Origin of the sequence: Stenotrophomonas sp. NA06056, assembly GCF_013364355.1 — a bacterium.
Lineage (GTDB): Bacteria > Pseudomonadota > Gammaproteobacteria > Xanthomonadales > Xanthomonadaceae > Stenotrophomonas.
In genome coordinates, this window is sequence record NZ_CP054931.1 from 1,973,301 (window position 1) to 1,991,999 (window position 18,699).

The 18,699-nt window shown below is 68.1% G+C and carries 16 protein-coding genes; 11 read left to right on the forward strand and 5 right to left on the reverse strand.

Annotation, left to right across the window (positions count from 1 at the left end; all coding sequences use genetic code 11):
• Nucleotides 1-8 precede the first annotated feature (8 nt).
• Nucleotides 9-668 carry a response regulator gene (locus HUT07_RS08730; protein ID WP_176020610.1) on the reverse strand — a complete coding sequence of 220 codons (660 nt, stop codon included), beginning with the start codon at nt 666-668 and terminating at the stop codon, nt 9-11.
• 116 nt (nt 669-784) lie between these two features.
• Here HUT07_RS08730 and HUT07_RS08735 point away from each other — a divergent pair, with 116 nt between their 5' ends.
• The 11 genes from HUT07_RS08735 (at nt 785) to HUT07_RS08785 (ending at nt 15,533) form a co-directional block, all read left to right on the forward strand.
• Nucleotides 785-1,474 carry a response regulator transcription factor gene (locus HUT07_RS08735; RefSeq protein WP_176020611.1) on the forward strand — a complete coding sequence of 230 codons (690 nt, stop codon included), beginning with the start codon at nt 785-787 and terminating at the stop codon, nt 1,472-1,474.
• A gap of 98 nt (nt 1,475-1,572) precedes the next feature.
• On the forward strand, nt 1,573-1,737 hold the full coding sequence (locus HUT07_RS08740; protein ID WP_176020612.1) for a hypothetical protein: 165 nt from the start codon (nt 1,573-1,575) through the stop codon (nt 1,735-1,737).
• A 228-nt stretch (nt 1,738-1,965) separates the two neighbouring features.
• A complete protein-coding gene (locus HUT07_RS08745) occupies nt 1,966-2,529 on the forward strand; it encodes a fimbrial protein (RefSeq protein ID WP_176020613.1) in 564 nt (187 codons plus the stop codon).
• A gap of 64 nt (nt 2,530-2,593) precedes the next feature.
• Entirely contained in the window at nt 2,594-3,334 is a 741-nt protein-coding gene (locus tag HUT07_RS08750) for a fimbria/pilus periplasmic chaperone (RefSeq protein ID WP_176020614.1), read from the forward strand.
• A 56-nt stretch (nt 3,335-3,390) separates the two neighbouring features.
• Entirely contained in the window at nt 3,391-6,069 is a 2,679-nt protein-coding gene (locus HUT07_RS08755) for a fimbria/pilus outer membrane usher protein (RefSeq protein ID WP_176020615.1), read from the forward strand.
• On the forward strand, nt 6,066-7,139 hold the full coding sequence (locus HUT07_RS08760; RefSeq protein ID WP_176020616.1) for a fimbrial protein: 1,074 nt from the start codon (nt 6,066-6,068) through the stop codon (nt 7,137-7,139). The genes HUT07_RS08755 and HUT07_RS08760 overlap by 4 nt, the downstream gene beginning before the upstream one ends.
• A gap of 1 nt (nt 7,140) precedes the next feature.
• Nucleotides 7,141-7,629 carry a fimbrial protein gene (locus tag HUT07_RS08765; RefSeq protein WP_176020617.1) on the forward strand — a complete coding sequence of 163 codons (489 nt, stop codon included), beginning with the start codon at nt 7,141-7,143 and terminating at the stop codon, nt 7,627-7,629.
• Between the two features lie 9 nt (nt 7,630-7,638).
• Entirely contained in the window at nt 7,639-8,118 is a 480-nt protein-coding gene (locus HUT07_RS08770; RefSeq protein ID WP_176020618.1) for a fimbrial protein, read from the forward strand.
• A gap of 9 nt (nt 8,119-8,127) precedes the next feature.
• On the forward strand, nt 8,128-8,616 hold the full coding sequence (locus tag HUT07_RS08775) for a type 1 fimbrial protein (protein ID WP_176020619.1): 489 nt from the start codon (nt 8,128-8,130) through the stop codon (nt 8,614-8,616).
• A 170-nt stretch (nt 8,617-8,786) separates the two neighbouring features.
• On the forward strand, nt 8,787-12,107 hold the full coding sequence (locus tag HUT07_RS08780; RefSeq protein ID WP_176020620.1) for an ESPR-type extended signal peptide-containing protein: 3,321 nt from the start codon (nt 8,787-8,789) through the stop codon (nt 12,105-12,107).
• 195 nt (nt 12,108-12,302) lie between these two features.
• Nucleotides 12,303-15,533, forward strand: a complete 3,231-nt coding sequence (locus tag HUT07_RS08785; RefSeq protein WP_176020621.1) for a YadA-like family protein — start codon at nt 12,303-12,305, stop codon at nt 15,531-15,533.
• Nucleotides 15,534-15,574: 41 nt separating this feature from the next.
• Here HUT07_RS08785 and HUT07_RS08790 read toward each other — a convergent pair whose 3' ends face one another.
• From HUT07_RS08790 to HUT07_RS08805, 4 genes are all read right to left on the reverse strand, one after another.
• Nucleotides 15,575-16,090 carry a DUF1697 domain-containing protein gene (locus tag HUT07_RS08790; protein ID WP_176020622.1) on the reverse strand — a complete coding sequence of 172 codons (516 nt, stop codon included), beginning with the start codon at nt 16,088-16,090 and terminating at the stop codon, nt 15,575-15,577.
• Nucleotides 16,087-16,728 (reverse strand): response regulator transcription factor, encoded by a 642-nt coding sequence (locus HUT07_RS08795; RefSeq protein ID WP_176020623.1) that lies wholly within the window; start codon nt 16,726-16,728, stop codon nt 16,087-16,089. Before HUT07_RS08795 ends, HUT07_RS08790 begins: the two co-directional genes overlap by 4 nt.
• Entirely contained in the window at nt 16,721-17,779 is a 1,059-nt protein-coding gene (locus HUT07_RS08800) for an ATP-binding protein (protein WP_176020624.1), read from the reverse strand. Before HUT07_RS08800 ends, HUT07_RS08795 begins: the two co-directional genes overlap by 8 nt.
• Before the next feature lie 157 nt (nt 17,780-17,936).
• Nucleotides 17,937-18,674, reverse strand: a complete 738-nt coding sequence (locus HUT07_RS08805) for an MgtC/SapB family protein (RefSeq protein ID WP_176020625.1) — start codon at nt 18,672-18,674, stop codon at nt 17,937-17,939.
• Nucleotides 18,675-18,699 lie beyond the last annotated feature (25 nt).

The following is an 18,699-nucleotide window of genomic DNA, read 5'->3' on the forward strand; positions in this document are numbered from 1 at the left end:
GGCTGCCGCTATTCCGTATCCGACCGGGCGGTGCGCAGCCCCAGTTCGCTGGCGAACTTGAACAGATCGGCGTCCTTGTCGATGCCGAGCTTGGCCATTCCTGCGGTCTTCTGGGTACTGATCGTCTGCTTGCGACGGTCCAGTCGGGTTGCGATCTCATTGACGCTCAAGCCCGAGACGAACAACGCCAGCACCTCGTGCTCGCGGGGCGACAGCGCCGCGATGGCGCGCGGTGCCCCGCGTGCGGGGAGCAGCTGGGTAATCGACGGCGACAGGTAGCGACGGTTGGCCCATGCCGCCGCAATCGCCGCCGGCACGTGGCTGGTGTCATCGGCCTTGCTGAGGATGTGGTCGATGCCACTGGCGTGCAGCGCCTGGATCATCACCGGCTGGTCGAGCCCGGTCATCACGATCAGGCGCAGGTCCGGAAAGTGGGTGCGCAGATGGTCCAGCAGCTGCAACCCGTCACCGAAGGCGCCGCCGGGCATTGCGTAGTCGGTCACCACCACATCGCAGGCGGTCTGCTCCAGCAACGCGACCAGCGCAGAGGAATCGCCCACCGCCCCGATGCAGGACAGGGTAGGGATTTCGTCGATGGCGGCTTCGATGCCCATGCGGATGACCGGATGATCGTCGGCGATGGCAACGCGGATGACGGGATGGGACATGGAGGGTCTCTGTTGATCAAACCGACAGAAATTGCCGTAATTTGCGCGGACCACTATAAGGCAGCCGACCGCGCTCTGGCAGGTCGCGCAATGCACCATCACGGGAGGAAGCGAGCATGCCGTTGAACATCGTTGTGGCCGATGACCATCCGGTCCTGTTGGCCGGCATGGAACATCTGCTTCAGGCCGTGCCGGACCTCGCCATTGCCGGACTGGTGCGCGACTCCACCGAACTGGTCGATCTGCTCAGCCGTATACCGGTTGACGTGGCGGTCTGCGATTTCTCGATGCCCAACGGTCGCTACGGGGATGGCGTTACGCTTCTGCGCTTCCTGCAGCGACGCTTTCCGGCCCTGCACCTGGTGGTGCTGACCGGCATGGAAAGCCCCCTGGTCCTGCGCTCGATCCAGCGGGCCGGGGTGTCGTGCATCGTCAGCAAGAGCGACCCCCTTGAACAGCTGGTTCCCGCGGTACACGCCGCCAGCTGCAGGCAGGCCTTCATCTCGGCGGAGATCGCGAGGCTGATCGCCGAGGATGGCACGCAGGGTGACGTGCAGGAGGCTGAGGCCCTGTCGAAGCGGGAATCGGAGGTGCTGCGGATGTTCGCCGAAGGGTTGAGCGTGATGCAGATCGCCGAGCGCGTTGGACGCAGCCGCAAGACCATCAGCACGCAGAAGATCGCAGCGATGCGCAAGCTCGGATTGCAGCGCGATGCGGAGATCTTCGAGTACGCGCTGACGCACGGCCTTGTGCAGGCGTCACAGAACGCGCGCGCGGGTGCAGGCGGGGAAGGATCCGCCGACTGATTGAGGACGGGTCCGATGGACCCGGCGTCGCCCATGCCTAGGCTCGGAGACGTACCCCTTGCTGCGGTGATGATGTGCCCGTTCGAGACGACCCCCGTTTGACTGCCCTGCTGTTGCACTTCACCCGGCTGCCCGCAGCCGCGCAGGCGCGCTTTCTCGAACTGTTGAACCACTACCTGTTTGCCTCGCCGAGGCGCCGCAGCCAGCTGCGCTGTCATTGGCACCTGCACGCGCCCGCCGACGACGAGGGTGATGACGTGTGACCCCCGGCAAGCCGCGCTCAACGCCCACGGCCGAAATCTCGGCCGGGTCCGATGGAGGCCATCGCCTTTGATTCCTAGCATTCCTCCCGTAGGCCAATGAACCGGCCTGCCGGGAAGGACGCTTATTCCCCAGGTGTCCCGCCCGTTCCCGGCCCCGCCGCTCTCCCCGGCGGCGGGGCCTTTCCTCCGCCTCGCGCGGATCACACCTGTGAAGAAGAATCCAACACCATGAAGCTCCTCCCGATTGCTTCCGCTGCAACCCTGCTGCTGGCCGCTGCGGCCGCCAATGCCCAGTCCTACGGCTCGGGCGTCATCGAGTTCACCGGCGAAGTGACCGACCTGACCTGCACGATCTCCGGCGGTGCAGGCGCCATCGGCACCACCAACATCACCGTGCCGATGGACGCGGTCCAGGCCAACCAGCTGGCAGCTGCCGGTGACATCGCCGGCCTGCATCCGTTCCAGCTGGTCATTGGCGGCCCGGGCCAGGGTACCTGCCAGAACGGCAAGATCGCCGAGCTGTACTTCGACCCGACTGCGGGCCAGGTGGACGCCGGCAACGGCAACCTGCGCAACCAGGAAGCCAATGCGCCGGCGGTCAATACCCAGATCCAGATGCTGTACAAGAACGCCGTGGTCGATCTGCGCGATCCGTCCTTCAAGACCGATCCGGTGACCATCGCCAACAACACTGCCGTGATCGACATGGCCAGCCAGTACGTCGCCGTCAATGGCGCTGCTGCGCCCGGCTTCGTGCAGTCGTACGTCAACTACAAGGTTGTCTACAACTGATGCCGCGCGGGGCCGTCGGCGCATGCCGGCGGCCCTGTGGCCGGCCTCATCCATGAGGTGATCCATGCTTTCCTTCAACCGCATGCTCTGTGCCGGCGTCCTCGCCATTGGCACATTGTTCGCCCAGGCTGCCGACGCATCGGTGGTGATCGGTGGCACCCGCGTGGTCTATCCCGCGCAGGACAAGGAAGTCACCCTCAAATTCATGAACGAGGGCGAGCGCGCAGCGCTGGTCCAGGTGTGGCTGGATGATGGCGACGACCAGTCGACGCCCGATACCGCCCGTGCTCCGTTCGCCGTGGCGCCTCCGGTGTTCCGGCTGGACCCGAAGAAGCAGCAGACCGCGCGCATCATGTTCACCGGTGCAGCGCTGGCCGCTGACCGCGAAACGCTGTACTGGCTCAACATGCTGGAGATTCCGCCGAAGACCGGCGGCAACGGCGCCAACATCCTGCAGTTCGCCTTCCGTACCCGCATCAAGGTCTTCTACCGTCCGCCGAACCTGACGGGCGAGCCGGTGCTGGCGCACCAGAAGCTGCGCTGGTCGTTGCAGTCCGGGCCCAAGGGGCTGCTGCTGCGGGCCGATAACCCGACCCCGTACTACGTCAATTTCGCCAGCGTCGGCCTGCTTGCCGCAGGCAAGGAGCTGGGCAGCCAGGGAGGCGGCATGGTCGCACCGTTCGCGCAGGCCGAGTTCCTGCTCGACGGGGTGAGCGGACGTCCGCCGGGTGAACTGAAAGGCGCGGTCACCGTGATCAATGATTTTGGTGCGCTGGTGCCGACCCAGGTGGCCCTGCAGCCCTGAGCGCAACGCGGCGCGGACCCGGTCCGCGCCAGCCCTGATCCCCGGAGAACCTCCTGATGAACGCCCCGAACCGGGCGCCGGGCAACGGCGCCTGCCGCCCGCTGCGTGCCCGGCTGCCGATCCTGGTGGCGGCCATCCTGTTCGCCCGTGCAACGACGTCGTCCGCGTCGACGGCAGACGATGAAGTGTTCTTCGATGCCGCATTCCTGCCGGCCGGCGCTTCGGCGCGGCTGGACCTGGAGCGTTTCACCCAGGCGGACTACGTGGCGCCAGGAGCCTACCGTGGCGACATCCGCCTCAATGGCCAGTGGCAGGCACGCACCGATATCGTCTATCGCGAGCTGGATGGCAGCTCGCGCCTGTGCCTGGACGCCGAACGCCTGCAGGGTTATGGCATCGCACCCTCGCGGCTGCTGGCCGACCCGGCACAGGTACCGCTGCGGCCGTGGCCGCAGGGCGAATTCTGTGACCCGCTGGGCGACCTGATCCCGGGCGCCACGGCGGTATTCGATGCTGGCGCACAGACCCTGGATCTGCAGGTGCCCCAGCTGTACCTGCGCAATGAGGCACGCGGCTATGTCGATCCCAGCCAATGGGATGCGGGCATTCCGGCGCTGGCAGTGGGCTACAACGCCAATGCCTACCACTACAACAACGGCAGCGGTGCGCGCTATTCGGGGTTCGTCGGCCTCAACGCCAGCGGTCGTGTGGCTGGCTGGCAGCTGGTGCACCAGGGTGCGCTGACGCTCGGCGGCAGCCAGCCGCAACGCTACCGCTCCAGTGCCGCCTACCTGCAGCATGACGTCGTGCCGTGGAAGGCGAAGCTGACCGTGGGCGATACCGCGACCCCCGGTGACCTGTTCGAGAGCGTGCGCCTTCGTGGCGCACTGCTGGGCAGCGATGACCGCATGCTGCCGCAGTCGCAGCGCGGCTTCGCGCCGGTGGTGCGCGGTGTGGCCGAAAGCAACGCGCGGGTAATCGTGCGCCAGCGCGGCGCGGTGCTGCACGAGGCCAGCGTGGCGCCGGGCCCCTTCGAACTGACCGATCTGTACCCGACCGGTTACGCCGGCGATCTGGAGGTGGAAGTGCGCGAGGCCGATGGCCGCTCGCGTCGCTTCAACGTGCCGTATTCCGCAGTACCGCAGCTGCTGCGCCCCGGCCAGTCGCGTTGGAGCGCGGGCCTGGGCCAGGTCGATGAGAACGGCCTGAGCGATGCCCCGGGGCTGCTGCAGCTGCAGTACCAGCGAGGCCTCAACAATGCGCTCAGCGCCTACGGCGGCGTGTCGGCCGGCGAAGACTACCGCGCGGCGGTGGCCGGTGCCGCCTTCAATACCGCGTGGGGCGCCCTGGCGGCCGATGTCTCGCTGGCGCGCACCGCCGTGCAGGGCCTGCCGGTGATGTCAGGCAGCAGCTTCCGGCTCGCCTACAACCGTAACGTGGTGCGCACCGGCACCAGCTTCGCCGTGGCCGCCTACCGCTATGCCACCCGCGACTACGTGAGCCTGCGCGACTGGGCCTCGCTGCGCGATGCCCGCGCCCGCGACCAGGACGTCGACAGCGTGGCGCGGCAGCGCAACCGCATGGACCTGAGCATGAACCAGCAGCTGGGCGAGCGCGGCGGACAGCTGTTCGTCATCGGAACCCGTCGCGATTTCTGGAACGCGCCGGGACGGCAGCTGGACCTGAGCATCGGTTACAGCAACCAGTGGAAATCGCTGAGCTACAGCCTGAATTTCCAGCGCACCCGCGATTCGATCGATTTCGGTCGCGGCTACCTGCAGGACCGGGTGCCGGGTGCGGATCTGCCAGTGGCACGTGCGCAGGACGCCCGCGTGGACAATCGACTGATGCTGATGGTGTCGCTGCCGCTGGGCCGCTCGGCACGGGCCCCGCTGGGCAACCTGATGCATACCCGCAGCCGCAACGGTGAACCTGCCACCCAGCTGTCGACCAACGGAATCTCCTCGCTGGATGACCGCTTCAGTTATGGCGCGACCCTGTCGCGTATCGCGGGCAGCAACAGTGTTGATCTCAATACCGGCTATCGCGGCGCACGCGGACAGTGGGCGGCCAGCATCAGCAACGGCAGCAGCTACACGCAGCTGGGCCTGGGCGCCTCCGGCGGCGCGGTGCTGCACGGCGACGGACTGACCCTGTCGCCGCCGCTGGGTGACACGGTGGCGTTGGTACACGCGGCCGGTGCGGCGGGCGCGCGCATCGAGAACGGGGGCGGCGCGCGGCTGGACAAGCGCGGCTATGCGGTGGTGCCGTTCCTGACGCCTTACCAGCTGAACACCATCTCGATCGATCCGAAGGGCACCGGTTTCAGTGTGGAACTGCAGGAGACTGCACGCAGCGTCGCGCCGCGTGCCGGTGCGATGGTGCGGCTGGATTTCAGCACCCGCAGCAGCCACGGCCTGATGGTCGATGCGCGCACCGAGGACGGGCGGCCGCTGCCGTTCGGCGCCGAGGCCACCGATGCGGCCGGCAGCAACGTCGGCGTGGTCGGGCAGGGCAGTCGCCTGCTGCTGAGCGGCCTGCAGGACTCCGGCCCGGTGCAGGTGCAGTGGGGCACCGGTGCGGACCAGCAGTGCGTGCTGCAGGTGCAGATTCCCGCTGCCCGTTCCACCGATGGCTACACCGTGATTGACGGACGCTGCCTGCGACCGACACCCACTGCGAATTCGCACCCCGCTGCGCCGCCACCGCTGGCCGCGCTGGAGAACGCCCCGTGAACGCCTTTCAATTCGTGATCCGCCTGCTGACGGCAGTCCTGGCGCTGGCCTGGGCCAGCAGCCCGGCGTCCGCGCAGAACTGCCGGATGGCCGATGGCAACAGCGCGCTGGTCAACATCGCCAATCTCAACGGCTCGATCACGGTCGGCCCCGACGTGTCGGTGGGGACCGAGATCTTCCGGGCGACCTACTATGCCGGCCCCAGCAATCTGGTCAACTGCACCGCAGGACGGCTTGACCGCATCCGCCAGTACACCTCGCTGCCTTACCGCGCCTCCGGCTATGTGCACCCGCGCTACGGCACGGTGTATGAAACCAACGTGCCGGGTGTGGGCGTGGCTGTGTGGTTCAGCGGCAGCGGCTTTCCCATCGTCACCGAAGGTGACACCCAGGTGCAGCCACCCACGTTCTTCCAGTACTGGCCGGTGCAGTCCTACGACGTGAGCCTGATCAAGATCGGTCCGATCAGTGCGGGCACGGTGACCGGCGCCAGCCTGCCGCAGTTCGAGTACCGCATGACCGGGGTCAACCGCAACGTGCTGCTGTGGAGCGGCCGCGTGCAGGGCAACCTGAGCATCGTCTCGCGCACCTGCTCGACCAGTGACGTGCCGATCGACCTGGGAACGCATCAGATGAGCGAGATTCCCACGGTCGGCAGCGGCACCGGTTGGGTGAATGTGCCCGTGGTGCTGCGCAACTGCCCCGCGTTCTTCGGCCGCTACCGCGGCCACCTGACCACCGGGACCGTGCAGACCGCCAACGGACGGGTCGACAACAGCATCCGCTTCCGCGTCGATCCGGTCACGGCCGTGGCCGACCGCACCCAATCGGTCATGGCGCTGCAGGACGACGGGGTCAACTTGACCGCAACCGGCATCGGCATCCAGATCGGTACGCAGACCCAGGACTCGGTGGGCTTCAATGCCATGCGCGATTCCGGCCTGGCACTGACCGAGGTCAACAACGCGCAGTACACGCTGATGCTGCGGGCACGCTACTACCGGCTGAATGCCGCCGCATCGTCGGGGCAGGCCAACGGTGCTGCCACGATCACCCTGGAGTACAACTGAGATGCGCCTGCTGCTCGCCATCGCGCTGCTGTTGTCCGCGCTCCCGCTGCAGGCGGCGGACCTGACCGTGCGCTTCAGCGGACGCTTCCAGCCGGGCACCTGCCAGTTCAGCGTGGCCGATGTCGACGTGGGCACCTTCGAGGCGCCGTACTTCAGCAGCAACCCCAGCTCGCCCGCGGTCAGCTTCGTACTCAACCGCAGCAGCTGCGCCGCCGACCTGCGGGTGCTGCATGTGCGTCTGGCCGGCAATGCCGACAGCAGTGATGCGCGCTACTTCGCGGTGCCCGCCGGCGGCGGCGTGCGCGGCCTGGCCGTGCATCTGTACACATCGGGGCGGCAGACGCTGGCGCCCAACCAGCCTGGATTCGACTGGTACACCAGCGGCTCGGCGGCCGGTGGCTATCTGCTCTACGCACAGCTGATCCGCACCGGCACGGTAACGGCCGGCACCCTTCGTACCCCGGTGACCGTCCAGGTCACCTACAACTGAGAAACCACCATGCATCGTTCGACCGTTGTGCTGATGCTGGCCCTGGCCACTGCGAACGTGCAGGCACAGGACAGCCAACCCTTTTCCGTCTCCGGCGAGATCCTGCCCGGTGCCTGCCGCGTTTCGTTCCCCGATGTCGATCTGGGCTCGCATTCGGCGACCCTGTTCACCGGCAGCTTTGGCACGCCCTACGTGGATTTCAACGGCACGGTCAGCGATTGCGACCCGCTGGTGATGCGCGTGGCGATGACCTTCGACGGCAGCGCCGACGCCGACAACGCTCAGCTGTTCCAGGGCGTGAAGGGGGTGGGCATCGAGCTGGTGCGTGTGGTTGGCAGCACGCCCGTGCCGATTCCGCCGGGAAGCCGCACGCAGTACGTGACCGCAGCCGGCAGCTATCCGTTCCGTGCGCGCTTCCTGCAGTCTGCCGCCAGCGTGGGGGCGGGCCGGGTGACCCGGCCGATCACCGTCTCGCTGTCCTACAACTGAGGGCCCGCCATGCGTCGTTTCCGCTCCCTGTTGCTGATGTCCGGCCTGTTGCTGTGCGCTGCTGCCGCGCAGGCACAGACCGTCACCACCACCAATTTCAACGTCACCGGCACCATCCTGCCCGGGGTGTGCCGGATCGCCGTGGCCGACGTCGACCTTGGCACCTACCAGTCGACCCAGTTCACCGGTGCGTTCACTACGCCGTTCCAGAACGTCAACGTGGTGGTCAGCCAGTGCGATCCGTTGATCACCCGCGTCGGGCTGCATTTCGACGGCAGTGCCGACGTCAATGATGCGACCCTGTTCCAGGGCGTGGCCGGCATCGGCATTGAACTGCAGCGCACCAGCAGCGGGGCACGCCTGCGGCCGGGAGGATGGACGCAGATGACCACTGCGGCCGGCACCCATGCGTTCCGCGCGCGGTTCGTACAGAGTGCGGCCGCAGTGTCGGCGGGTACGGTCAGCCGGCCGATCACGGTCTCGATGACCTACAACTAGCCCTCCTCATTGCGCTGAACGCCGCCCACGCGTTTGCCACGCCACACCGCAATTAGGCCCGGTCCGATTCGGCCCGGGCCTTGTCTTTCCTACGATTTTCCCCGTGGACGCGGCCCTGGCCGCCTTTCGACCCGTTCGACCAACCAGGCACTTCGCCTACGGAGAATTTCATGAACAGCATCTATCGGATTGTCTGGAATGCGGCCATCGGCAAGTGGGTGGTCGCCTCGGAACTGGCCACGGGCCGCAGCAAGAAGGGCACCAAGGGGGCTGCACGCGCACTTGCTGCGCTGGGCCTGCTGACGCTCGCCGTGCCGCTGTGGGCGGCCGAGGACAACGGCACCACCTGTGTCCTGGCCCAGGGCCAGCCGGGCGTGCTCGATGCGCAGGGCCGCTGCGTCGCGGCCGATGCCGATGCCGATGCCGATGCCGACGCTGGCGCCGGGGTGTCGCCGCAGGCCCGCACCATCGGTGTGCAGGCCGCCGTCGACGACCAGTACGTGAAGGTGAATGGCTCGGGTGCCGCCGCCACGGCCGCAGGTGTGGGCGCGATCGCCATCGGCAACAACGCACGCGCGTTGGCCGATGCGGACGGCAACGCCGACAACGCCATCGCCATGGGCGCCAACGCCAGCACCCAGGGCAACAATGCGGTGGCCATCGGCATGGGCGCCAGCGCCAACAGCCAGAACGCACAGGGCGCGGCAGGCTCGCTGGCCGTGGGCGCCAATGCCAACGCCGGCGGCTGGAACAGCGTGGCCGTCGGCTACAACACCAATGCCAGCGGCTCGGGGGCGGTGGCCGTGGGCCGCGGTGCGCGCGGCAGCGCTTCCGAAGCAGTGGCGATGGGTGACAACAGTTCGGCCAGCGCCGAAGGCGGCGTCGCCCTCGGTGGCTCGTCGCAGGTCACGGCTGCCGGTGCGGTGGCGATCGGCCGTGCGTCGGTCGCCAACCGCGCCAATACGGTGTCGGTCGGCAGCGGCACGCTGCGCCGCCAGGTCGTCAATGTCGCCGCGGGTACGCAGGCCAATGATGCGGTGATCGTGCAGCAGCTGCGCGCGGGCGTGCAGGCGCTGGGCGGCGGCGCCGACGTTGCCGCCAACGGCAGCATCACTGCGCCCAGCTATGTGCTCGGCCATGGCGGCACCCACACCACCGTTGGCAGCGCGCTGGAAGCGCTGGACGATGGCCTGACCACCACCACCACGACCCTGAACCAGTTGAGCACTTCGCTGGACAACGGCACCGTGGGCCTGGTGCAGCAGGCGGCACCGGGTGCCGAGTTGACCGTGGGCGCCAGCACCGACGGTGCGGCGGTGGACTTCAGTGGCACTGCCGGGGCGCGTCGCCTCCGTGGCGTGGCCGATGCCGCCTCGGCCGACGAAGCCGTGACGCTGGCGCAGCTGCAGGCATCCTCGGCGTCGGTGGCCGATGCGCTCGGCGGTGGCAGCGTTGCCGATGCGCAGGGGCGCATCGCTGCACCCACCTACACCGTGGGTGGCAGCAACTACGGCAACGTGGGCGATGCATTGACGGCGCTGGACGGCCGTGTCGGCGGCACCGGCCAGGACCTGGCCGACCTGCGCGACGCACTGGATGCAGGCAGCCGCTACTTCAAGGCGGACGGTTCGGGCGTGGCCGACGAGGCGGCTGCAACGGGTTCGGGCAGCATCGCTGCGGGTGCCAGTGCAGCCGCCAGCGCTGAACACGGCGTGGCCATCGGCTGGGGCGCGCGCGCGAGCAATGGTGACGGTGCGATTGCCCTCGGTGCGAATGCGCGCGCCACGGGTGAGAATTCGGTGGCGCTGGGTGCCGAGGCGGTAGCAGACCGCGACAACGTCGTGTCGGTTGGCTGGGGCATGGGCGGTAACGGCACCCGCCAGGTCATCAACGTGGCCAACGGCACCGACGCGGCGGATGCGGTGAACGTGCAGCAGCTGCGTCCGGTCATCGATGGCCTGGGCGGCGGCGCCGCGCACAACGCGTCGACTGGCACGGTGACCGGCCCGCAGTACAGCGTGCAGGGCCAGACCTTCGACAACGTGGGCGATGCGCTGTCTTCGGTGGATGGTGGCCTGACCGTGATCGACGGCCGCGTGACCCGCAACGAAGGCGATATCACCCAGTTGCGTCAGCAGCTGGTGGAACTGGGCAATGGCGAAGCCGGCCTGGTGCAGCAGGCGGCCGCGGACGCGGCTGTGACGATCGGTGCCGGTACCGGTGGCACCGTGGTGGACCTGCGCGGTACCGACGGCGAACGCCAGCTCAAGGGCGTGGCCGCGGGCACCGACGCCAATGATGCGGTGAACCTGGGCCAGCTGGCCTCGGCCGTCGATGACCTTCGCGCCACCGGCAACCGCTATGTGCGGGTGGATGGTGCAGGCGATGGCAGTGATGATGCGCAGGCCAACGGGCAGGGCGCGATGGCGGTAGGTGCATTGGCCCAGGCCAATGGTGCGGGCAGCGTGGCATTGGGCCAGGGTGCGGTGGCACAGGCTGACAACAGCGTGGCGCTGGGCGCGGGCGCCGTTGCCGATCGCGCCAACAGCGTGTCGGTCGGTGCGGCCGGTGCCGAACGCCAGATCACCCATGTGGCCGATGGCAGCGAGGATACCGATGCGGTGAACCTGCGCCAGCTGAAGGCGGCCGGGCTGGTCGGCGATGGCGGGCAGATGCTGGATGCGGTGACCTACGATGCCGGCAGCCAGCGTGCACAGGTCACCTTCGGCGGCGCCAATGGCACCGTACTGTCCAACGTGGCCGATGGTCGTGTGGGTGCAGGCAGCCGCGAGGCCGTGAACGGTGGCCAGTTGGCCGCGCTGCGCGACCAGCTGCAGGGCCGCATCGGCGATCTGGATGGCCGCGTCGGTGCCCTGGAAGCCGGCGATGCCGGAGGTGGCAGCGGCGGCAATCCGCCGTACTACGGTGCGAATCCGCAGCCCGGCGATCAGGCCGGTGACAACCCGGCCCAGGCCGTCGGCCAGGGCAGCGTGGCGGCGGGTGCCGGTGCAGAGGCCCGAGCTGACAACAGCGTTGCGCTGGGTGCCGGTTCGGTCGCCGACCGCGACAACAGCGTGTCGGTCGGCCGCGAAGGCGGCGAGCGCCAGATCACCCACGTGGCGGCCGGCGTGCAGGCCACCGATGCGGTGAACGTGGGCCAGCTGCAACAGGGTGTGCACGACGCCAAGGCCTATGCCGACGAGCGTGTACAGGATGCCTGGAGCGGCATGGAGCAGCGCCTGGACCAGGTCAACCGCCAGGCCAACCGGGGCATCGCCGCAGCCGCTGCGCTGGCACCGATGACGCCGTACCTGCCGGGCAAGACCACCATCAACGCCAACCTGGCCAATTACCGCAGCGAAACGGCGATGGGCGTGGGCGTGTCGCGCTGGAGCGACAACGGGCGCGTCAATGTCAACGGCGGCGCGTCCATGGCGCGCGGCGACAAGCCGATCTTCCGCATGGGCGTCGGCGTAGTGCTGGGCGACTGAGACCGGCGCGGGGTGCGCCAGTTCAGCGCGCACCCCGTCGCAACCTGCTGAATCACAAACCATTCCACGGGTGTATCCGGGCGCGCTTTAGGCCGCGTCCGATACGCCAGCGGGGGGCGCTTGCCTAGCATCCAGTCATGGCTGCAACGACCTGCTGCCTACCCCCAACGGGCGTCCCGCCCTCGGAGAACGACCATGAACTGCATCTATCGCATTGTCTGGAACGCGGCCACCGGCAAGTGGGTCGTCGCCTCGGAACTGGCCCAGGGCCGTCGCCGTCGCATGAGCGCGGGCATTGCCGCCGTACTGCTCGCGATGATTGCTCCGAACGTGCTGGCCAACGACATCCAGCAGGCACTGTGCAGCGCATCGCACGAGTTGCAGGAGGGCACCTGCGTGGACCCGGCCGCGCTGCGTGGCGTCCTGCCGCTGGCCGCAACCGATGACAGCCTGCTGGTGGTCAACGCCGGCAGCAACGCCACGGCCGCCAGCGTCAACGGTATCAAAATGATTGCCATCGGCAGCAATGCCATTGCACGACCGGCCAGCAATGGCGCCAACAACGGTGCCATCGCACTGGGCAGCAACACGCTGGCCGCCGGCACCAACGCCGTCTCGATCGGCTACGGTGCGACGTCCGACAGCCAGAACGGCTCGGGTACCAGCGGCGCGACCTCGCTGGGCGCCAGCACCCGCACCACCTGGAACGCGACCGCGATCGGCTTCCAGGCCAATGGCGCCGGTACGGTGGTAACCGCATTGGGTTCAGCGGCGGTGGCCACGGGCGAGCGCGGCATCGCTCTCGGCCGTGCAGCGACGGCCACCGGGCAGTATTCCTCCGCGATCGGTGCAGGTGCCCGTGCGACGCACGCCAACAGTGTTGCCATCGGCGCCGGTTCGGTCAGCCGCGGCAACGCCACGGTTGCCCTGGGTTCAACCACGGCACGCCGTGGCATCGAGAACATGGCCGATGGCACCCAGGACAATGACGCGGTCAGCGTGCAGCAGTTGCAGGGACTTCTGCAGGCGACCGGTGGTGCGTTGTCGGCCGACGGCACTGTCATCGCCCCCGGCTTCGATCTCGCCCACGGCGGAACCCATGCCACCATCGGCAGCGCGCTCACCGCGCTGGACGGCGGCCTGTCCAGCGTCGAGGTGTCGGTGAATGATCTGCACACGCGCATCCGCCAGGGCACCATCGGCATGGTCCAGCAGGCCACAGCCGGGGCCGACCTGACCGTCGGCGCGGATCGTGATGGCGCCGCCATTGGCATGGCTGGAACGGCGGGTGGCCGCCGTCTGGGCGGTGTTGCCGATGCGGCCGCCGGCGACGAGGCCATCAACAAGGCGCAGGCCGACGCCGCCGTGGCCAGTGTGGCAACGGCGCTGGGCGCTGGCGCAGGCGTGGCTGCAGATGGCACGTTGCGGGCACCGGACTTCAATGTGCTGGGTACCACCGTGCACAGCACCGGTGACGCGCTGCACGCACTGGACGCGGAAGACCGAGCGCAGCGTGCCGGACTGGTCGATCTGGGCAGCGATATGGTGGTTGCCCAGCGCTACTTCCAGGCCGCAGCCGGTGATGTCGATGCGCCCGCGACCACCGGCGCGACCGGCAGCACGGCGCTGGGCAGTGCGGCCGCAGCGGGCGGTCAACATTCACTGGCCGTGGGTGCCGACGCGCGTGCGGCCGGGCAGGACAGCGTCGCCATCGGTGCCGGCGCGCGCGCCAACGGTGAGAACGCGGTGGCGCTGGGCGCCGGCTCGGTTGCGGATCGCGACCAGGTGCTGTCCCTTGGCGGCGGCACTGTGGGTGCGCGCCAGTTGATCAACGTGGCCAACGGCACTGACGCGACCGATGTGGTCAATCTGCAGCAGTTGCAGGCCACGGTCGCCGCCCTCGGTGGCGGTGCGCAGGTAGACGCGGCCACCGGTATCGTGACAGGCCCGACCTATGTCGTGCAGGGCGGCCGTTTCCACGATGCGGGTTCCGCGCTGGGTGCAGTGGACGGGCAGCTGCAGCTGTTGGACCAGCGGGTCACCCATACCGAAGACGACGTGCTGGACACGCAGCGCCAGATCGATGCGTGGAACGACGGCGACGCAGGCCTGGTACGCCAGGATGCCGCCAGCGGCGACCTTGCCGTGGCGGCCGGCCGTGCCGGTAGCGTGGTCGACCTGACAGGGTCGACGGGTGCGCGGCAGTTGAAGGGTCTGGCCGCTGCCGATGACGCGACCGATGCAGTGACCCTGGCACAGATGCAGGACGGCCTGTCGATGGCGCAGCCAGAGGACAGCCGCTATCTGAAGGTCGATGGCCGTGGTGATGGCAGCGACGATGCCTCGATCAACGGTGTGGGGGCGCTGGCCATCGGTGCGTCAGCGCAGGTCGATGGTGCTGCGGCCATCGCACTGGGGCAGGGGGCACAGGCTTCTGTGGACGGTTCCATCGCACTGGGCGCAGGGTCGGAGGCCGACCGTGCCAACGCCGTATCGATCGGGCGTGATGGTGCCGAGCGCCAGATCATCCATGTGGCCGATGCCGGCGAGGACACCGACGCCATCAATCTGCGCCAGCTGAAGCAGGCGGGGCTGGTGGGCGACAATGGTGATGTCATGGAGACGGTTGGCTATGTGGCGGGCAGCGATCGCAGCCAGGTGATGCTCGGTGGGGCCGCAGGCACCGTGCTGGCCAACGTCGCCGACGGTCGCGTACAGCTGGGCAGCCGCGAGGCGGTCAATGGTGGCCAGTTGTCGGCCATTGGCGAAGGCATCGGCCGCCAGTTGGATGGACTGCAGGAACGTGTCGGGGTGCTGGAAGGCCAACCGGGCGGTGGTGCGGGGGCGGACCTTCCGTACTACGGCGCTACCGGCAACGAGGCGCTGGTGGCCAATGGTGCGCCGGCTGAAGCCACGGGCCAGGGCGCCGTGGCAGCCGGTTCCGGCGCGCAGGCGAGTGCAGACAACAGCGTTGCGCTCGGTTCCGATGCCATCGCCGATCGCGCTGACAGCGTGTCGGTCGGGCACGCCGGGGGCGAGCGCCAGATTGCCCATGTTGCCGCTGGCAGCGCCGATACCGACGCAGTCAACGTGGCGCAGCTGCAGGAGCAGATGGCGTCGGTGAATCGTTACACCGACCAGCGCGTTGAAGCGATGGAGCAGGCCATTGGCGCACAGGCGTCGCATATGTCGCGACAGATCAATCGCGGTATCGCTGCCTCGGCGGCGCTGGTGCAGGTTACGCCCAACCTGCCGGGCAAGGTCACGCTGAATTTCGGTACGGCCAGCTATCGCGGCGAGTCGGCATTGGCCCTGGGGTTGTCACGCTGGAGCCGCGATGGCCGCTACAACGTCAACGGCGGGGTCTCGGTCGCGCGGGGCGACCAGCCGCTGCTGAGCATTGGCTTTGGTATGGCCTTCGATTGAGGGTTGCCCGCTGATTGCGGGGGCTTGGCTGCGCAGGAGGCTCAGTCAAGCTCCGCAGCCATCGCGGCCAGTCGGGTCACGGTGTTGATGTTGCGCGCGGTTCCTTGTGCGGCGAAGGGAATGCGCAGGCGTGAATCCGCCATGCCATCGCCGTAGTGGATGAACAGCTCGCGCTGGCCGAGGGCGAGCTGTTCTTCACCGATACCTGTCACGCCCTGCAGCGGGTCCCTGGGCAGCGGCTCATCCATGAAAAGAGCGACGACACGGTTGCCGGCAGCATCCCTGAAGGGGTTGCGGGCGACCACGGCGGCCATCTCGGCAGCGGTACGCACCAACACGCCTACCGGCTTGCCAGCATAGGCCTGCAGGCATCGCGCCAGCCTGTCGCGCACACCGGCCTCGTCGAGCGGACTGCTGAACACGGCATTGCCGCTGGCGATATAGGTGCGGACATCAGCGAATCCTGCGCGCTGGCACATGTCTACCAGTTCAGCCATCGGCAGCTTACCGGTACCGCCCACATTCACGGCGCGCAGCAGGGCGACATACGCGTTCATCGCAAGCTGCCCTGCAAGCGGTCATACATCCGCACCAGGTCCACCAGCGTGCGCGCGCCCATCTTGCGCATCAACTGCGCGCGGCGCACCTTCACCGTGATCTCGCTGACGCCAAGGTCGGCGGCGATCTGTTTGTTGAGCCGGCCCCGTACCACGCCGGCGACCACCTCGCGCTCACCTGTGTTCAAGGTGTCCCAGCGCTGCTGCAACGCGCCCAGCACGTCACCCTCGCGGCGCCGCTGGCGGTCGATGCCGATGCCCTTGTGGATGGCATCCAGCAGTTCCTGGTCACGGAAGGGCTTGGTCAGGAATTCGATGGCGCCTTCCTTGATTGCATTGACGCCCATGGCGATGTCGCCGTGCCCGGTGATGAACACCACAGGCAGGTGCAGGCCGTGGCTGGCCATGGTGCGATGGAAGTCCAGTCCGCTCTGGCCAGGCATGCGCACGTCCAGCACCAGGCAGGATGGCGCGTCGTCCATCGCATGGGCAAGAAACTCGCCGGTCGAGGCGAAGGCCCGTACCTGCAGGCCCATCGAGGCCAGCAGGTCCTCCAGCGCGGCGCGTACCGAGGCATCGTCGTCGATCACGTAGACGATCGGTGACGGTTCTACAGGCGTTGTCGTGGGCTTACGCATGCGTACCTTCCGTGTGCGTGGGCAGCTCGAAGATGAAACAGGCGCCACCACCGGTTGGGCGCTCGGCGCGGATCTGCCCGCCGTTGGCCTCGATCATCGAGCGGCTCAGGCTGAGACCCAGGCCGAGGCCGTTCGCCTTGGTGGTCCAGAATGCATCGAACACGCGATCAGGCTGCTCTGCGGGCAGGCCGATGCCACGGTCACGCACGCTCAGGCTGACGTGGCCGTGTCCATCATGCGCGGTCAGCAGCGACAGCCGGCGTTCGCCCGGGGACGTTCCGGCCATCGCGTCGACAGCGTTGAGGATCAGGTTGCCGATGACCTGCTGCACCTGCACGCGATCTGCATGGGCGGCGGGCAGATCGTTGCCCAGCAGCAGCGCAACGGTCACGCCATGCTGCTCCAGTTCGCTGCGCGACAACGCCAGCATTTCCTCCACGGCCAGGTTGAGGTCGAAGGCCTGGCGCTCGGGTGCGGCCCCTTGGGTCAGACCGCGGATGCGGGCGATCACGTCACTGGCGCGATGAGCGTCGGCGACGATGCGGGCGATGGTCTGCCGTGCCTTGTCCAGGTTCGGTGGCTCCTGGGCCAACCAGCGCTGGCTGGCTTCGGCGCTGCTGGCGATGGCCGCCAGTGGCTGGTTCACTTCGTGCGCGATGGAGGTGGTCAGCTCGCCCACGGTGGAGGCGCGGGCAACCCGCAGCAGGCGCGCCTGTGCATCCTGCACCGCGGCTTTGGCCGCTTCCATCTTCAATGCCAGATAGGTGGTGATGCCGATCACCAGCATGCCGATCGCTGAATTGACCAGGCCGATGCGGTAGGTACCGAAGCGGGTAAGGAAGAAGCTGAGGCCGGTCAGGACGATGCACAGCGCGGCCAGCGTGATCAGTCCGCGCGGAGCCAGAACCCGCGATGCCGCCAGGATCACTGCGGCGTAGAAGCAGGCTGCTGCAACGGCGTAGTCGGTCAACGTATCGACCAGGAAAATGGCCGCCATCACGATGACCAGAGCCAGCACGACCAGCGGGCGGCGGGGCGACAGCGACGGCATCGGAAGACTCCCTGGCGTGGGTGGGAAGGATAGCAAAGCGCTGTTCCGCAGATGCCGACCTTGGTCGGCGCGCGTTGTCCGCGGTCATGGCGCCCGATGGATTGTGCCGACCAAGGTCGGCACCTACCAAAGCGATAGCGGCGGGCCATGCCCGGCACTACTCCTCCAGGCTGGCGTTCCAGAAGCCCTGCAGCACGCCCGGCGTGGCCGCCAGCGTTGCCAGCACGGCATCCAGTTCAGCGCCATCGACGGTGGTGGCGTACAGCACCGCTTCGATCTCGACATCGCGCTCGCCGAACGGGCGCTGGTCGACCGCGCGCACCGGGTACTGCGCCTGCTCCAGCAACAGCAGCAGCCGGTCCAGCACCTCGGCCTGCTGCTCGCGTTGGCAGACCACATTGATGGCGTACGTCGCTTCGCTGAACGCTTCCGGCAGTGGTTGCCGCTGGATGCGGTTCACCACCGGCCGCAGCAGGGTGTTGGCGGCCAGCACGAACACCGCGGCCAGCACCGCTTCAGGCAGCAGCTTGATGCCGGCACAGGCGCCGACCGCCGCCGAGCCCCACAAGGTGGCTGCGGTGTTCAGGCCCGATACCTGGGCGCCATCCTTCATGATGGCGCCGGCACCCAGAAAACCGACGCCGGAGATCACATAGGCCACCACGTGCAGCGGTGACGGCGGCCCCCCGTACAGGTCATGGAAACGCACGGCCAGGTCGACGAACACGGCAGCACCTACGGCCACCAGTGTATTGGTGCGCAGGCCGGCGGTGCGCTGGCGGAACTGCCGCTCCAGGCCAATCAGCGCGCCCAGCACGAAGGCGACGGACAGGCTGATCAGCGAGCTGAGGGTGGCGCCCGCGTTGAACGCGGGCAGGTGGGGGTTGAGGTCCACGGAGGTTCTCCCTGCGCCGGGCGCG

What these genes read in the sequence shown, in the direction of transcription:
- HUT07_RS08730 (WP_176020610.1), bottom strand. Translation starts at nt 668, where the DNA reads ATGTCCCATCCCGTCATCCGCGTTGCCATCGCCGACGATCATCCGGTC.
- HUT07_RS08735 (WP_176020611.1), top strand. Translation starts at nt 785, where the DNA reads ATGCCGTTGAACATCGTTGTGGCCGATGACCATCCGGTCCTGTTGGCC.
- HUT07_RS08745 (WP_176020613.1), top strand. Translation starts at nt 1,966, where the DNA reads ATGAAGCTCCTCCCGATTGCTTCCGCTGCAACCCTGCTGCTGGCCGCT.
- HUT07_RS08750 (WP_176020614.1), top strand. Translation starts at nt 2,594, where the DNA reads ATGCTTTCCTTCAACCGCATGCTCTGTGCCGGCGTCCTCGCCATTGGC.
- HUT07_RS08755 (WP_176020615.1), top strand. Translation starts at nt 3,391, where the DNA reads ATGAACGCCCCGAACCGGGCGCCGGGCAACGGCGCCTGCCGCCCGCTG.
- HUT07_RS08765 (WP_176020617.1), top strand. Translation starts at nt 7,141, where the DNA reads ATGCGCCTGCTGCTCGCCATCGCGCTGCTGTTGTCCGCGCTCCCGCTG.
- HUT07_RS08770 (WP_176020618.1), top strand. Translation starts at nt 7,639, where the DNA reads ATGCATCGTTCGACCGTTGTGCTGATGCTGGCCCTGGCCACTGCGAAC.
- HUT07_RS08775 (WP_176020619.1), top strand. Translation starts at nt 8,128, where the DNA reads ATGCGTCGTTTCCGCTCCCTGTTGCTGATGTCCGGCCTGTTGCTGTGC.
- HUT07_RS08780 (WP_176020620.1), top strand. Translation starts at nt 8,787, where the DNA reads ATGAACAGCATCTATCGGATTGTCTGGAATGCGGCCATCGGCAAGTGG.
- HUT07_RS08785 (WP_176020621.1), top strand. Translation starts at nt 12,303, where the DNA reads ATGAACTGCATCTATCGCATTGTCTGGAACGCGGCCACCGGCAAGTGG.
- HUT07_RS08790 (WP_176020622.1), bottom strand. Translation starts at nt 16,090, where the DNA reads ATGAACGCGTATGTCGCCCTGCTGCGCGCCGTGAATGTGGGCGGTACC.
- HUT07_RS08795 (WP_176020623.1), bottom strand. Translation starts at nt 16,728, where the DNA reads ATGCGTAAGCCCACGACAACGCCTGTAGAACCGTCACCGATCGTCTAC.
- HUT07_RS08800 (WP_176020624.1), bottom strand. Translation starts at nt 17,779, where the DNA reads ATGCCGTCGCTGTCGCCCCGCCGCCCGCTGGTCGTGCTGGCTCTGGTC.